15 protein-coding genes are annotated in these 13,153 nt (G+C 70.1%); 7 read left to right on the top strand and 8 right to left on the bottom strand.

Annotated elements, in window-relative coordinates; genetic code table 11:
• Nucleotides 1-15: 15 nt before the first annotated feature.
• The 7 genes from ACSFA0_RS12295 (at nucleotide 16) to ACSFA0_RS12265 (ending at nucleotide 6,190) form a co-directional block, all read left to right on the top strand.
• Nucleotides 16-846 carry a polysaccharide deacetylase family protein gene (locus ACSFA0_RS12295; RefSeq protein ID WP_435450451.1) on the top strand — a complete coding sequence of 277 codons (831 nt, stop codon included), beginning with the start codon at nucleotides 16-18 and terminating at the stop codon, nucleotides 844-846.
• Nucleotides 843-1,589 (top strand): class I SAM-dependent methyltransferase, encoded by a 747-nt coding sequence (locus ACSFA0_RS12290; RefSeq protein ID WP_435450450.1) that lies wholly within the window; start codon nucleotides 843-845, stop codon nucleotides 1,587-1,589. Before ACSFA0_RS12295 ends, ACSFA0_RS12290 begins: the two co-directional genes overlap by 4 nt.
• On the top strand, nucleotides 1,586-2,056 hold the full coding sequence (locus ACSFA0_RS12285) for a hotdog family protein (RefSeq protein WP_435450449.1): 471 nt from the start codon (nucleotides 1,586-1,588) through the stop codon (nucleotides 2,054-2,056). The genes ACSFA0_RS12290 and ACSFA0_RS12285 overlap by 4 nt, the downstream gene beginning before the upstream one ends.
• Nucleotides 2,057-2,061: 5 nt before the next feature.
• On the top strand, nucleotides 2,062-2,793 hold the full coding sequence (gene fabG / locus ACSFA0_RS12280) for a 3-oxoacyl-ACP reductase FabG (protein ID WP_435450448.1): 732 nt from the start codon (nucleotides 2,062-2,064) through the stop codon (nucleotides 2,791-2,793).
• Between the two features lie 47 nt (nucleotides 2,794-2,840).
• Nucleotides 2,841-4,160, top strand: a complete 1,320-nt coding sequence (gene chrA / locus ACSFA0_RS12275) for a chromate efflux transporter (protein WP_435450447.1) — start codon at nucleotides 2,841-2,843, stop codon at nucleotides 4,158-4,160.
• A gap of 97 nt (nucleotides 4,161-4,257) precedes the next feature.
• Nucleotides 4,258-4,680, top strand: a complete 423-nt coding sequence (locus ACSFA0_RS12270) for a DUF2141 domain-containing protein (protein WP_435450446.1) — start codon at nucleotides 4,258-4,260, stop codon at nucleotides 4,678-4,680.
• 10 nt (nucleotides 4,681-4,690) lie between these two features.
• On the top strand, nucleotides 4,691-6,190 hold the full coding sequence (locus ACSFA0_RS12265) for a carotenoid oxygenase family protein (RefSeq protein ID WP_435450445.1): 1,500 nt from the start codon (nucleotides 4,691-4,693) through the stop codon (nucleotides 6,188-6,190).
• A gap of 13 nt (nucleotides 6,191-6,203) precedes the next feature.
• On the opposite strand, the gene ACSFA0_RS12260 is transcribed toward ACSFA0_RS12265, so the two are convergent.
• From ACSFA0_RS12260 to ACSFA0_RS12225, 8 genes are read right to left on the bottom strand one after another with little or no spacing between them, the layout of a single operon-like run.
• Nucleotides 6,204-7,409 (bottom strand): beta-ketoacyl-[acyl-carrier-protein] synthase family protein, encoded by a 1,206-nt coding sequence (locus tag ACSFA0_RS12260; RefSeq protein WP_435450444.1) that lies wholly within the window; start codon nucleotides 7,407-7,409, stop codon nucleotides 6,204-6,206.
• Between the two features lie 13 nt (nucleotides 7,410-7,422).
• On the bottom strand, nucleotides 7,423-7,662 hold the full coding sequence (locus ACSFA0_RS12255) for an acyl carrier protein (RefSeq protein WP_435450443.1): 240 nt from the start codon (nucleotides 7,660-7,662) through the stop codon (nucleotides 7,423-7,425).
• Nucleotides 7,659-8,366 (bottom strand): phosphatase PAP2 family protein, encoded by a 708-nt coding sequence (locus ACSFA0_RS12250; RefSeq protein WP_435450442.1) that lies wholly within the window; start codon nucleotides 8,364-8,366, stop codon nucleotides 7,659-7,661. Before ACSFA0_RS12250 ends, ACSFA0_RS12255 begins: the two co-directional genes overlap by 4 nt.
• Nucleotides 8,363-9,139, bottom strand: a complete 777-nt coding sequence (locus tag ACSFA0_RS12245; protein WP_435450441.1) for a glycosyltransferase family 2 protein — start codon at nucleotides 9,137-9,139, stop codon at nucleotides 8,363-8,365. The genes ACSFA0_RS12250 and ACSFA0_RS12245 overlap by 4 nt, the downstream gene beginning before the upstream one ends.
• The gene (locus tag ACSFA0_RS12240) at nucleotides 9,106-9,903 is read right to left on the bottom strand and encodes a lysophospholipid acyltransferase family protein (RefSeq protein WP_435450440.1); all 798 of its coding nucleotides are present in this window, start codon (nucleotides 9,901-9,903) and stop codon (nucleotides 9,106-9,108) included. Before ACSFA0_RS12240 ends, ACSFA0_RS12245 begins: the two co-directional genes overlap by 34 nt.
• 16 nt (nucleotides 9,904-9,919) lie before the next feature.
• Nucleotides 9,920-10,951 carry a chorismate transformation FkbO/Hyg5 family protein gene (locus ACSFA0_RS12235; RefSeq protein ID WP_435450439.1) on the bottom strand — a complete coding sequence of 344 codons (1,032 nt, stop codon included), beginning with the start codon at nucleotides 10,949-10,951 and terminating at the stop codon, nucleotides 9,920-9,922.
• Nucleotides 10,948-12,288, bottom strand: a complete 1,341-nt coding sequence (locus ACSFA0_RS12230) for an NAD(P)/FAD-dependent oxidoreductase (RefSeq protein WP_435450438.1) — start codon at nucleotides 12,286-12,288, stop codon at nucleotides 10,948-10,950. The genes ACSFA0_RS12235 and ACSFA0_RS12230 overlap by 4 nt, the downstream gene beginning before the upstream one ends.
• Nucleotides 12,285-13,055, bottom strand: a complete 771-nt coding sequence (locus ACSFA0_RS12225; RefSeq protein WP_435450437.1) for a class I SAM-dependent methyltransferase — start codon at nucleotides 13,053-13,055, stop codon at nucleotides 12,285-12,287. The genes ACSFA0_RS12230 and ACSFA0_RS12225 overlap by 4 nt, the downstream gene beginning before the upstream one ends.
• Nucleotides 13,056-13,153 lie beyond the last annotated feature (98 nt).

The following is a 13,153-nucleotide window of genomic DNA, read 5'->3' as shown; positions in this document are numbered from 1 at the left end:
GTACAAACGCGCGCCATGTCGTCCACCACCGTCCCCGCCACGCCCTCGGTCGCCTCGATGCCGCTGATCTTTCCGGCGAGTGCGCTGCTTCACATCGGCGCGCTGGCGGCGGCCGTCTGGGTGCCCGGTGCGGTGCCATGGGCGATCGGCGCGGTGGTGCTCAACCATGCGCTCATCACCGGCGCCGGGCTCACGCCGCGCAGCCGGCTGCTGGGACCGAACGTCACGCGCCTGCCTGCGGCCGCCGTGGCGCGCCGCGAGGTGGCACTGACCATCGACGACGGGCCCGACCCGGTCGTGACGCCGCAGGTGCTCGACGTGCTCGAGGCCTACGGCCAGCGCGCGACCTTCTTCTGCATCGCCGACCGCGTGGCGGCGCATCCCGAACTGGCCCGCGAGATCGTCGCGCGCGGCCACAGCATCCAGAACCACACGGCGCGCCATCGGCACAACTTTTCGTTCCTGGGGCCGCGCGGCTACGCTGCTGAAATCTCCCGCGCGCAGGACCTGCTCACGCAAGCGACCGGTGAACGCCCGACCTGCTTTCGGGCCCCGGCCGGCCTGCGCAACCCCTTTCTCGCGCCGGTGTTGCGGCGCCTGGGCCTGTCGCTGGTGAGCTGGACGCGTCGCGGCTTCGACACGCGCGAGCGCGACCCGGCCAAGGTGCTCGAGCGCCTGGTCCGCGGGTTGGCGGCCGGCGACATTCTGCTGCTGCACGACGGCAACGCTGCCCGCACCGAAGCCGGTCGCCCGGTCGTGCTGGAGGTGCTACCGCCATTGCTCGCGCGGCTGAAGGCCGACCGCCTGCGCGCCGTGACCCTGCCGGAAGCCTTGAAGGACGCATGAGCACGATCACGACCGACGCGGCCTGGCGCCGCCTGCATGAAGAGGCGACCGCGCCGTATCGCCAGTCCGGCCGGTTCGGCTGGCACTTCGCCCGCGGCAAGCTGGGGCGCGACCCGGCCTTCCGCGGCATGCTGGAACGCCAACTCGTCGGCGCGCAGCACGCCCGCGTGCTCGACATCGGCAGCGGTCAGAGCCTCACGGCCAGCCTCTTGTCGGTGGCCGCGTCGATGCAGGCGCAGGGCCAGTGGCCGAGCGCCTGGCCCGCGACGCCGCCACGCATCGAGTACACCGGCATCGAGTTGATGCCCAGGGACGTGGCTCGCGCGCAGGCGGCGCTCGGCCATCTCCATCCCGCACCACGCATCCTGTGTGCCGACATGTGCAGCGCGCCGCTGCCGGCCTGCGACCTGGTCGTCATCCTCGACGTGCTGCACTACGTCGACCTCGACGCACAGGAAGGCGTGTTGCAGCGCGTGCGCGATGCATTGGCGCCGCGCGGCCGGCTGCTGCTGCGCGTCGGCGATGCAGCCAGCACGCGTGGCTTCGCCATCAGCCAATGGGTCGACCGCACCGTCACGCGCATCCGCGGCCACCGTGTGTCGCCGACCTGGGGCCGCACGCTGGCCGAATGGACGACGCTGCTGCAGCGACTGGGCTTCGCGGTGCAGGCCATCCCCATGAGCCAGGGCACACCCTTCGCCAACGTGCTGCTGGTCGCCGACCTCGAACCCGCCACACCATGACGACACCCCAGACCCTCGACCGCGCCGGCATCGCCCGCCGCATTCCCCACAGCGGCAGCATGTGCCTGCTCGACCGGCTGGAAGCGTGGGACGCCGAAGCCATCCACTGCAGCACCGCCAGCCATGCGCTGCCCGACAACCCGCTGCGCACCGCGAGCGGACTGATGGCGCCCAATCTCATCGAGTACGCCGCGCAGGCCATGGCCCTGCACGGCGGCGTGCTGGCCCCGGACGATGCCGAGCCCTCGGCCGGCTTCCTGGCGAGTGCGCGCAATGTGCGCTTTTCGGTCGATCGCTTCGACGACGTGCCGGGTGCGCTTCAGGTGCATGCGAAGCGGTTGTCCGGCGATGCCAGCCAGGTGCTCTACGAATTCGCCGTGAAAGACGAGGGCGGTCGCGCACTGGCCGAAGGCCGTGCGGTCGTCGTCCTCAACACCCCTTTGCCTCCAGCGACTCCTTCGAAATGAACGCCATGTCCCTCTCCGGAAAACGCGCCCTCATCACCGGCGCCAGCGGCGCCCTCGGCGCGGCCATCGCCCAGCGCCTGGCGCGCGACGGCGCCACCGTGCTGCTGCATGCCAGCTCCCGACCGCAGGCGGTCGAAGAACTGGCCGCGACCATCACCGCGGCCGGCGGCACCGCCGAATGCCACGTCTTCGACCTGCGCAGCGACGAGGCCACGGCCGCCGGCTGTGCGGCGATCCTCACCGGCGGCCCGGTGCAGATCCTGGTGAACAACGCCGGCGTGCACGACGACGCGGTGCTGCCCGGCATGCGGCCCGAGCAGTGGCACAAGGTGATCGACGTCTCGCTCAACGGCTTCTTCCGCGTCACGCAGCCGCTGTTGCTGCCGATGCTGCGCACGCGCTGGGGCCGCATCCTGAACATTTCGTCGGTGGCCTCACTCACCGGCAACAAGGGTCAGGTCAACTACGCCGCGGCCAAGGGCGCGCTCAACAGCGCGACCAAGGCGCTGTCGCTCGAAGTGGCGGCACGCGGCGTGACGGTCAACGCCATCGCGCCGGGCATCATCGCGTCGCCGATGGCCGATGCGGTGTTCGACCCGGCGATCATCCAGCAGATGGTGCCGGTCAAGCGCGCCGGCACGCCCGACGAAGTCGCCGCGCTGGCCGCCTTCCTGGCCAGCCCCGACGCCGCCTACATCACCGGGCAGGTGATCTCGATCAACGGCGGGATGATCTAGTGGCCGGCGCGCCGGTCCGTGATGCAGCGCCTGCGGACCCGGTCACGGTGAACTTCTGGGAAGCCTTCCGCTTCTGGCTCAAGCTGGGCTTCGTCAGCTTCGGCGGGCCGGCGGGGCAGATCGCGATCATGCACACCGAGTTGGTCGAGCGCCGACGTTGGATCAGCGAGAAGCGATTCCTGCATGCGCTCAACTACTGCATGCTGCTGCCGGGGCCCGAAGCGCAGCAGCTCGCCACCTACATCGGCTGGCTGCTGCACCGGACCCGCGGCGGCCTCGTGGCGGGCGCGCTGTTCGTGCTGCCCTCGCTGTTCATCCTGATCGGCCTGTCGTGGATCTACCTGCGCTTCGGCCATGTGCCGGTGGTGGCGGGCATCTTCTACGGCATCAAGCCGGCCGTCACGGCCATCGTGCTGCATGCGGCCCACCGCATCGGCACGCGCGCCTTGCGCAACCGCTGGATGTGGGGCATCGCGGCGGCGTCGTTCCTCGCCATCTTCGCCTTCGACACGCCGTTCCCGGCGATCGTCGTGGCCGCCGCGCTGATCGGTCATTTCGGCGCGCGCCATGCGCCGAACGTGTTCGCGCTCGGCGGGGCACCGGGCCAGGCGGCTGCGCACCACGGGCCGGCGCTGATCGACGACGACACACCGACGCCGCCGCATGCGCGCTTCTCCCGTGGGCGGCTGATGAAGGTGCTCGGCGTCGGGTTCGGCCTGTGGGCGGTGGTCATGGCGGTACTGGTCGCGACGCAGGGCGTGCAGGGCACGCTGACGCAGATGGGCTGGTTCTTCACCAAGGCCGCGCTGTTGACCTTCGGCGGCGCCTACGCGGTGCTGCCCTACGTCTACCAGGGCGCGGTCGAGCAGTACCACTGGCTGTCGGGTGCGCAGATGATCGACGGCCTGGCGCTGGGCGAAACCACGCCGGGCCCGCTGATCATGGTGGTGGCCTTCGTCGGCTTCGTGGGTGGCTGGTTGCACCAGGTGCTGGGCCCCGACGCGGTGTTCGCAGGCGCGGCCCTGGCGGCGTCGGTCGTCACCTTCTTCACCTTCCTGCCGTCCTTCATCTTCATCCTCGCCGGCGGCCCGGTCATCGAGGCCACCCATGGCCGGCTGGGCTTCACCGCGCCGCTGTCGGCCATCACGGCGGCGGTGGTCGGCGTCATCCTCAACCTCGCGCTGTTCTTCGCGTACCACGTGCTGTGGCCGCAGGGCTTCGGTGGGCGCATCGACGTGGCATCGGCCGTGATCGCGCTCGCCGCCGCCGTGGCGCTGTTCCGCTTCAAGGTCGGCGTGCTGCCCTTGCTCGGGGCCTGTGCGGCCGCCGGGCTGGCGTGGACCTGGCTGCTGCCGATGCTGCGCTAGGGCGTTTCGCGCCCCTCCGGCGCGTTTCGTCGCATCGCGCTGGCGACGGCGCGCGTGACGCGCGATCGTTGCGACTCCACTTCGACGGAGTCCCGAGATGCATCCCTTCCGAACCCTGTCCGCGCTCGCCGCGGCACTCGCCATTCCCCTGGCCGCCGGCGCGGCCGACCTGCGCGTCGCCGTGAGCGACGGGCCAGTGGTGCCGGCCACGCTCTACGTGGCGCTGTTCGACTCGGCCGAGGCGCTGACGGCGGACAAGGCGCTGGCCGCGCAAACGCTCCCGATGCGCGACGGCCAGGCGCAGTTGGTGTTCGTCGGCTTGCCGCCGGGACGCTATGTGCTCAAGTCCTTCGCCGACGAGAACGGCAACGGCAAGCTCGACGCGAACCTGGTCGGCGTGCCGATCGAACGCTACGGCTTCTCCAACGACGCCCGGGGCCGCATGGGTCCTCCGACTTTCGACGCGGCCGCGGTGCCGCTCGAGACCGCCGACCGCAGCATCGCGCTCCGTCTGCATTGAGACCGGTGCCATGAACCGCCGTGAACTTCTTTGCCGGCTGGCCGCGCTTGGCAGCGCGCCTTGGCTCCTGCCGTTTGCAGCCCGTGCCGGTGCCGTCGACGACTGGCAGGCGGAATTCGAGGCCTCGACCGCGCCCTGGAAATCGGGCTTCGCGACGGTGCCCAGCGATCTGCCGCTGACGCCCGCCACGGTGCGTGGCCGCTTTCCTGACGCGGTCGCCGGCACGCTCTACCGTGTCGGCCCCGCCGGCCACGAGGTCGCCGGTGAGCGTTATCACCATTGGTTCGACGGCGACGGCATGGCGCATCGCTTCGTGATCGAGGGCGGCGCGGTGCACCACCAGGGCCGCTTTGTCGCGACCGCCAAGCGCACACGGGAAGCGCGCGCCGGCCATCGCCTGATCGAGGGCTTCGGGACCGCGTTCGCGGGCAGCGAGCCGCTGACTTCGCCCGACGACATGAACGTCGCCAACATCAGCATGCTGCCGATCGGCGGCGACCTGCTCGCGCTGTGGGAAGGGGGGTCCGCCATGCGGCTGGACCCGCAGACGCTGGCCACGCGCGGCCTCAAGACCTGGCGGGCCGATCTGGCCGGCGTGCCGTTCTCCGCCCACCCGAAGATCGATCCGGACGGCACGGTCTGGAACTTCGGCGTCAGTGCGAGCAACGGCCTGCTGGTGCTCTACGAGATCGCACCCGATGGCGCGCTGCGCCGCGCCGACGCGCGTCCCATCAGCCACCTGCCGATGATTCACGACTTCGCGGTGACCGACCGGCACCTCGTGTTCCTGATGCCGCCGCTGGTCTACGAAGCCGCGCGCAAGCAGGCCGGCGCCAGCTTTCTCGATGCGCATGTGTGGCGGCCCGAGCTCGGCATGCGCGCGCTGGTCATCGACAAGAAGGACTGGCAGCGCCAGCAGATGCTCGCGTTGCCGGCCGGCTTCCTGTTCCACCTCGGGAACGCCTGGGAGGAGCAGACCGCCGGTGGGACGGTGATCCATGTCGACTACGTCCGTGCGCCCGATGCGTCGAGCCTGTTCACGGGCACCCGCGAGCTCATGCGGGGGCGCTACATGCGCGGCCCGCACGCCAAGCTGACGGTGGCCCGCCTGGACCTCGGCGCGGGGCGGGCGACGCAGGTCGAATGGCCGCTGGAGGCCGAATTCCCGCGCATCGATCCGCGCCGCGTCGGCCTGCGGCATCGCCAGGTAGTCCATGCCGCTGGGCCGGTCGACGGCCGGCCGCTGTGGAGCGCGGTCGCGCGCACCGACGTCGAATCAGGCGCGTCACAACGCTTCAGCTACGGGCCGCAGGCGCTGGTCGAGGAGCATGTGTTCGTGCCGGATGGCGAGCGACCCGGCTGGGTGCTCGGGACCGCACTCGACTACGCGCAGGGAAAGACGGTACTGTCGTGCTTCGCCGCCGACGCGCTGGCCGACGGGCCGGTGGCGCAGGCGACTTTGCCCTATGCGCTGCCACTGGGACTGCACGGGGCGTTCGTGGCGGTTTGACCTGCCCGCCAAGTCAGCGGGTGAACAGCAGGACCGAGTTCGTGCCGCCGAAGGCGAAGGAACTGCTGATAGCGGCGCGCAGCGCAGAGGCTTGCGTGCCGGCATCGCGGACCAGGTTGAGTGCACAGGCCGGATCGATCGAATCGCCGTTTGCATTGGGCGGCAGCTGCTGCTCGCGCAGTGCCATCACCGTGATCACGGCCTCCAGCGCGCCGGCCCCGCCGAGCAGGTGCCCGTGCAGCGCCTTGGTCGAACTCACGCGCAGGTCGTCGAGCGCATCGCCCCAGACGGCGGCCAGCGCTTCGCGCTCGACCGCATCGCCGATGCGCGTGGCCGTGCCGTGCGCATTGCAGTAGCCGACGTCGCGCGGCGACAGGCCAGCCTGACGCAGGGCGGCGCGCAAGGCGCGGGCCTGGCCGTCTGCATCGGGCTTGGTGAGGTGGGTGGCGTCGCAGCTGCTGCCCCAGCCGGCCAGCATGGCGTGCGGCGTGGCGCCGCGACGGCGCGCATGCGCCTCCGACTCGAGGATCAGGAAGGCGGCGCCTTCGCCCAGCGCGAAGCCGCTGCGGTCGGCGGCAAACGGCTTCACCGCGGTGGCCGCTTCGCCGGGTTGGAAGTGCGCCAGCGTCTGCATGGCCTGCCAGGCCAGCACGACACCCGGAACGATCAGCGATTCGCTGCCACCCGCGATGGCCACGTCGACCTCGCCGTGCCGCACCGCCTTGGCCGCTTCGGCGATGGCCAGGGACGACGACGCGCAGGCCACCGAGTAGGTGAGCACCGGGCCCTGTGCGCGCTGGCGCATCGCAACATGCGAGGCCGGCGCGTTCGGCATGAAGGCCGGGATGGTGAGCGGCGGCACGCGGCCGTTGTTGCTGCGGTAGGCGGCTTCCAGCGCCGCGGCACCGCCCATGCCGCAGCCGACAAAGACGCCGAGACGTTCCGGAGCGATCGCGTCGGCACTCAGCGCCGCATCGCGCCAGGCGAGGTCGGCGGCAGCGACGGCCAGCTGACTGACCCGGTCGACGCCGGCGAGCTGCAGCTTGGTGAACCAGCGGGCCGCATCGAACTCGACCGTGGCGGCAGCGGCCGGCTTGGGCAGTTCGGGAAAGACGGAATGGATCGCGGAGTCGCCCCGCATCAGCGCGGCGAAAAGGGCGTGCGGGTCGCCGCCGTGCGGTGCGACGACGCCCAGACCCGTGACGACGACAGCGCTCATCGTGAGGCGGTCGTCAGGCGACCTTGGCGGCGCGCACCTTGTCGACCAGCGCGGCCAGCTCGGCGAGCGTGTCGATGTTCGGGTTGTCGTCGGGCACCTCGATGCCGAACTTGTCCTCGATCTCGAAGATGAATTCGGCCAGGGCCAGCGAGTCGAGGCCCTTCTCGCGCATGGAGGCATTCGGGTCGAGTTCGGACGCCGGGATGGCGTACTTTTCCTGGATCAGGTCCTGCAATTCCTTCAACGAACTCATGGTGTGTTTTGTTCCGCTCTGCGAGTCGTGGACGATGATAGCTGCTGCACCCCGGGCCTCCAGCGCATCGACATCATCGCGAAGACGATGCCCAGCACCGCGCCGGCCAACGCGTCGAGCACCACATGCTGTTTGATGGCGAGCGTCGACCAGGCGATGGCGAAGAACCACAGCGCGTTGATGACCCGCGGCCAGCGCGGCGTGCCGGCATCGCGCAGCACTTGTTCGATCCGGATCGTGGTGAACATGGCGGTGGCCACGTGCAGCGACGGGCAGGCGTTGCCGGCCGCATCCACCCCCTGCAGCAGTGCGAAGCCCGGGTAGCCCGAGGCGTCGAAGCCCAGCGGCGGCACGGCGGTCGGCCAGAGGTAGAACAGGACGAGCCCGGTCAGGCACATCGCCATCAGCCAGAGGCCGTAGACCACCAGCGGCCAGAAGCTACGCTGCAGCCCCGGCCCGACGCCGATGTACACCCAAAGGGTCAGGTAGATGAAGAGTGCCCAGGGATGGAAGCCGATCCAGCGGTCGAGCGCCATCGTGGGCATCACGACCACCGGGAACACCGGGTTGCGCAAGACGTAGAAGTAGCCGATGAAGAAGGCCGAGGTCACGGCCGTGGTGCCGAGCAGCTTGAGCCAGAACAGCTTGCGCATGCGCCAGCCGATCTCGGCGGTCCAGGGCGAAAGAGGCTGGGGGGACGTCAAGGCTGGAAGGGCGGCAGGCCGCGCAGTCGCTTCATGACCAGCGACGGCAGGCGCAGCAGGAACTCACCCATCAGCCGCGCGTGCATCCACGACAAGAGCAAGTTGTCGCGCAGGTAGTTGAAGTGCGAGACGCCGCCCTCGGCCGCGCTGAGGTACTTCACCGGCGCGTCGACGTTGATCGGCTTGACGCCGTTCCAGATCAGCCGCACCACGGCTTCGGTGTCGAAGTCGAAGCGGCGCATCCAGGGCTGTGCCTGCATCACGTCGATCAGCGCGTTCACCGGGTAGATGCGAAAGCCGTAGAGCGAGTCGCCGACGCCGGCCCAGAGGGTTTCGATGTGGGTCCAGCCGTTGGAGAGCTTGCGCCCCCACACGCGGATGCGCGGCGCGCTGGCGTCGAAGATCGGGCGGCCGAGCACCAGGGTGTCGGGCCGCGCCTGCGAGGCCTGCATGAAGGCGGGGATGAGGTCGGCCGGGTGCTGGCCGTCGGAATCCATCGCCAGTGCATGGGTGAAGCCGGCCTCGCGCGCAGCTTCGAGGCCGCGCAAAACAGCGGCGCCCTTGCCCTGGTTCTCGGGCAGTTGCCAGACGCGCAGGCCGGGGTCGGTGGCGGCGAGCTGCTGCATGCGTTCGCCGGTGCCGTCGGTGCTGCCGTCAATCACCACCCAGACCGGGTTCCATTGCGCACGAGCGGCCGCGACGGTGGAGAACAGGCGTTCGCCCGTGTTGTAGCTGGGAATCAGGACGAGATGGGTGCGCGAAGGTTCTGGCATTCGGTCGGCGCCTCGGAGGCGCTCTGTGTCATGGCGTGGCGAAAGTACTGTTCGATCTGCAGCAGCAGGGCGGCGCTGTTGGGCGACGGCGCGAAGCGCTCGCCCAGGCGCAGCGTGAAGACCAGCGGGAGCGGTGGCACGCGCCACAACGGCCAGCCCTTGCCGAGGTACGGCGAGTCGGTGTCGACGAAGACGGTCTGGATCGGTGCCTGCGCCAGCTTGGCGATCAGCGTAACGCCGGGGCAGAAGGGGTTGAGCGGCGGCGTCACCGTCCGCGTGCCTTCGGGGAAGATCACCAGCTGGCCGCCGCGACGCAGGTCGTGCACGGCGAGCCGCACCATGGTGTGGGCCGAGTCGTTGCGGATGTAGTGCGCCAGGCGCGCGCCGGCGCCGAGGAAGACGTTCTTCATCAGCCCCGCCTTCATGATGCAGGCGCTGCGCGGCAGCCGCGCCACGAGCAGCAGCGCGTCGAGCATGGTCGGGTGGTTGGCCACGAGGATCAGGCCGCGCTCGTCGCGCAGCGCGTCGAGGCAGCGCGCGTCGATGCGCATCATGCCGCTGAGCGAGGCGACGGCCCAGAACAGGCGGTAGGCGCCGGCGATGACACGGCGGCCGAGCGGCCGGGCTGTGTCCGGCGGGAGCACCGGGTACAGCAGCATCGCGATCAGGTTCCAGGCCAGCGACAGAAGCCCCAACCCCAACAGCAGTGTGTAGAGCGGGAGCGCGAGGGCGATCGACGCGAGCCGGCGCAGCAGCGTCTTCATCGCGCAGCCGCCTTCGTCACGCGCGGAGGGCCCCAGGGGCGACCGCGTGCGCCTCGATCTCGACCAGCAGGTCCTGGCGGCAGATGTCGGCCTCCAGATAGACCGCCTGTCGCACCGTTGGGGCGTCGGCGCCGAGCGCGTCGACGAGCACCTCGCGCACCACGGGCGCATCGGCCACGTGGCGCACATACACGACGGCTTCGAGCGCGGGAAGGGAGAAGCGCGCGCTGGTGCGCAGGTTGGCCGCGTCGATCACGGCCGTCAGGTTGCGCAGGGTTTCGGCGGTCTGCGCCCGCACGTCGCCCAGGTGCACCGTCTCGTGGCCGATGATGCTGGCCGTGCCGGAGATGAACAGCGCGACATCGCCGCCGCCGAGCTCGGCGAGCGCGGCACGCGAGAAGGTCGGCGAGCGCGGGCCATAGGTCTCGGGGTAGCGGTAGGCCGAGACCTGCCGCGGGTTCTCGATCGGCAGTGGCGCGATCTGGCCGGCCAGGAAACGGATGCACAGCGAGCCCTGGCGGATGCCCAGCGCGCAGGCGGCCGGCGCGCCGTCGAAGGCGGCCTGGCCGGCGTCGAGGAAGGCTTGCTGGCGGCCCATGTTGAACTGGCGGTAGCGCTCCAGCCCGCCGCCGTCGCCGTTGATCTGCGGCAGATAGTTCCAGATGCGCAGCAGATGCGGGCAGCCGCTGTCGGCCAGCGCGCGGAACAGGTCGGCATAGGCGCGCTCGGCGAGTTTGGCCACGCCTTGCTGCTCGACGGTCTCGTCCAGGTCGATGGCCCCCAGTACCCAATGGCCGTCGGTGCGCCAGCGCGCCACGCCGGTGGTGCCGGAGCGGATCTCGCCGCTGGCCTGCCAGACGTCCGCCATCGGCCCGCCCTCGGACAGCACCTGGGCGTTGACCGTCGGCATCCAGGCGAGGTTGTCGGGCGTGCCGTAGCCCAGCCCGCCGAAGGGCGAATGGCCGCCGGCTGCCATCGCCAGCCCCTGCGACAGGGTGAGCCGCTCGACGCGCAGCGGGGGGACTTTCAGCAATTCACGCGCGCTCATGGCGTCTCCTGGATGTTCTCGCCGGCCAGGCGGCCGAGGTCACGGATGTTGCGGCGTCGTCGACGCCAGGCGTCCCAGGTGCGGCGCGGGTGGCCAGCCGAGACGACGTAATAGATGCTCTTGAGCACGCGCAGCGATCCCCAGATGGGCGTCTTGCCGTGCACGTCGCCGGCCAGCAGCGACATCAGCGCCTCCTTCACCCGCAGCGGGTTCTGCGGGTACATGAAGAACTCGCGCATGGTCGGGTTGGTCACGCGGAAGATGAACCACGAAAACTCGCGCGGTCCCTTGCGCATGGTGCGTTCGAAATTCCGACGCGCCGCCGCGGCACGGCGCGGCTGGTCGAGTGCGGTGGCCACGACCTCGGCACCCTCGAAGGCACTGTGCATCGCCAGGTACACGCCCGAAGAGAACACCGGGTCGATGAAGCTGAAAGCGTCGCCCAGCATCAGGTAGCGCTCGCCGCTGCAGTGGCTGCTGGTGTAGGCGTAGTTGCCGGTGGCGTAGACGGCGTCGTCGACCAGCGTCGCGTCCTTCAGGCGCGCGACGAGTTCCGGGCACAGCGCGATGGTGTCTGCGAAGAAGTCGGCGAGTGGCTTGGTGCGCGACTTGAGGTAATAGGGCCAGCACACCGCGCCCACGCTGGTGGTGCCGTCGGCCAGGGGGATGTACCAGAACCAGCCATGCTGGAACCAGAAGATCGTGATGTTGCCTTCGAGCTTGCCTTCGCCGCGCAGGGCGCCGGCGAAGTGGCCGAAGACGGCAGCGCTGTTGTGCTTGGGGTTCTTCTGCTTCGCCTTGAACTTGTTGCCGAGGAAGGTGTCGCGGCCGGAGGCGTCGAGCACGAAGCGGGCGCGCCAGCTGCGCGCGGCACCGTCGTCGAGCGTGGCGTGCACGGTGGCCCCGTCCGCGTCGAACTGCACGTCGCGCACCCGGGCGCCTTCGATCGTCGTGGCGCCCTGCGCGGCGGCGTTGCGGAACAGGATCTCGTCCATCTCCGAGCGGCGCACCTGCCACGCGTAGGGCATCGACTTGTCCCAGGCTTCGGCGAATTCGAGCCGGGCCACGTGGTCGTGGTCGGGCGAGACGAACTCCACGCCCCATTTGGGCATGCCGATGCGTTCGATCTGGTCGCGCACGCCCAGCTTGTCGAATAGCGCGACGTTGGCCGGCAGCAGCGATTCGCCGATGTGAAAGCGCGGGTGGTGGGCCTTCTCGAGCATCACGACCTGGCGGCCCTGGCGGGCGAGCAGCGCCGCGGCGGTGGCGCCGGCAGGGCCACCGCCGATGATCAGGACGTCGCAACTCTCAGGGGAAACGCTGGCGGTGGGATTCATGCGGTCTTGACGGCGGTGTACTCGGAGAAGATGCCCAGTTCGACATGCCGGCGCACGTCGCCGAAGCCGGCATCGCGCAGCGCCTGCATCACCTGCTCGGGCGGGATGCAGGCCTCGATCGTGTCCCAGTAGTAGCGCCACAGCTCGGCCGTGTCGCTGCGCCGGCCGATGACGCGGGCGATGAGCGGAACCACGGCGCGCATGTAGGCTTTGAGCAGAGCGGTGCCGATGCGGCTGCGCGGCTTGCTGATCTCGAGCACCAACAGACGGCCACCCGGACGCAGCACACGATGGAACTCGCCGAAGGCGGCGCCGACATCGCTGATGTGGCGCAGCGCATAGCCCATGCTCAGGAAGTCGCTGCTGGCGTCGGGCCGCGGCAGGGCTTCGGCCTTGCCCTGGACCAGTTGAACGCCGGGCAGGTCGATCTCCTTCATCATGCCCGCGCTCGGGTCGACGCCGACCAGCCGGCCGGACGTCCCGATGAGGTGTAACGCCTCGCGCGCCACCAGCCCGGTGCCGATGCCGACGTCGACCACCTCGGCACCCGCGCGCAGGCCGGCGCGTTGCAGGGCGCTGCGGCGGTACCAGGGGCCGGAGCCGAAGGCCAGCACGCGCTCGATGCGGTCGTAGTCAGGGGCGGTGTCGTCGAAGATGCGACGCAGGAAGGCCTGGTGTTCGTCCTCGTTCCCGTAGTAGAGCGGCAGCGGCGCGTGGGGCGGGAGCAGTGCCGGGTCGGCGGGAGCGTTCGAGGGCAATGGCGGCATCGGCGGATTATCCCCAAAAGCATACGGCGTCCGGCCCTGATGTGGCCGAGCGTTGTGTGCGCCGGACAGTAAACTCGTGGCTGCTTTGACAACACACG

The organism is Variovorax restrictus, from assembly GCF_051216715.1.
Lineage (GTDB): Bacteria > Pseudomonadota > Gammaproteobacteria > Burkholderiales > Burkholderiaceae_C > Variovorax.
The sequence above is the reverse complement of the archived record's forward strand: the minus strand, read 5'-3'. Positions and strand labels throughout refer to the sequence as shown.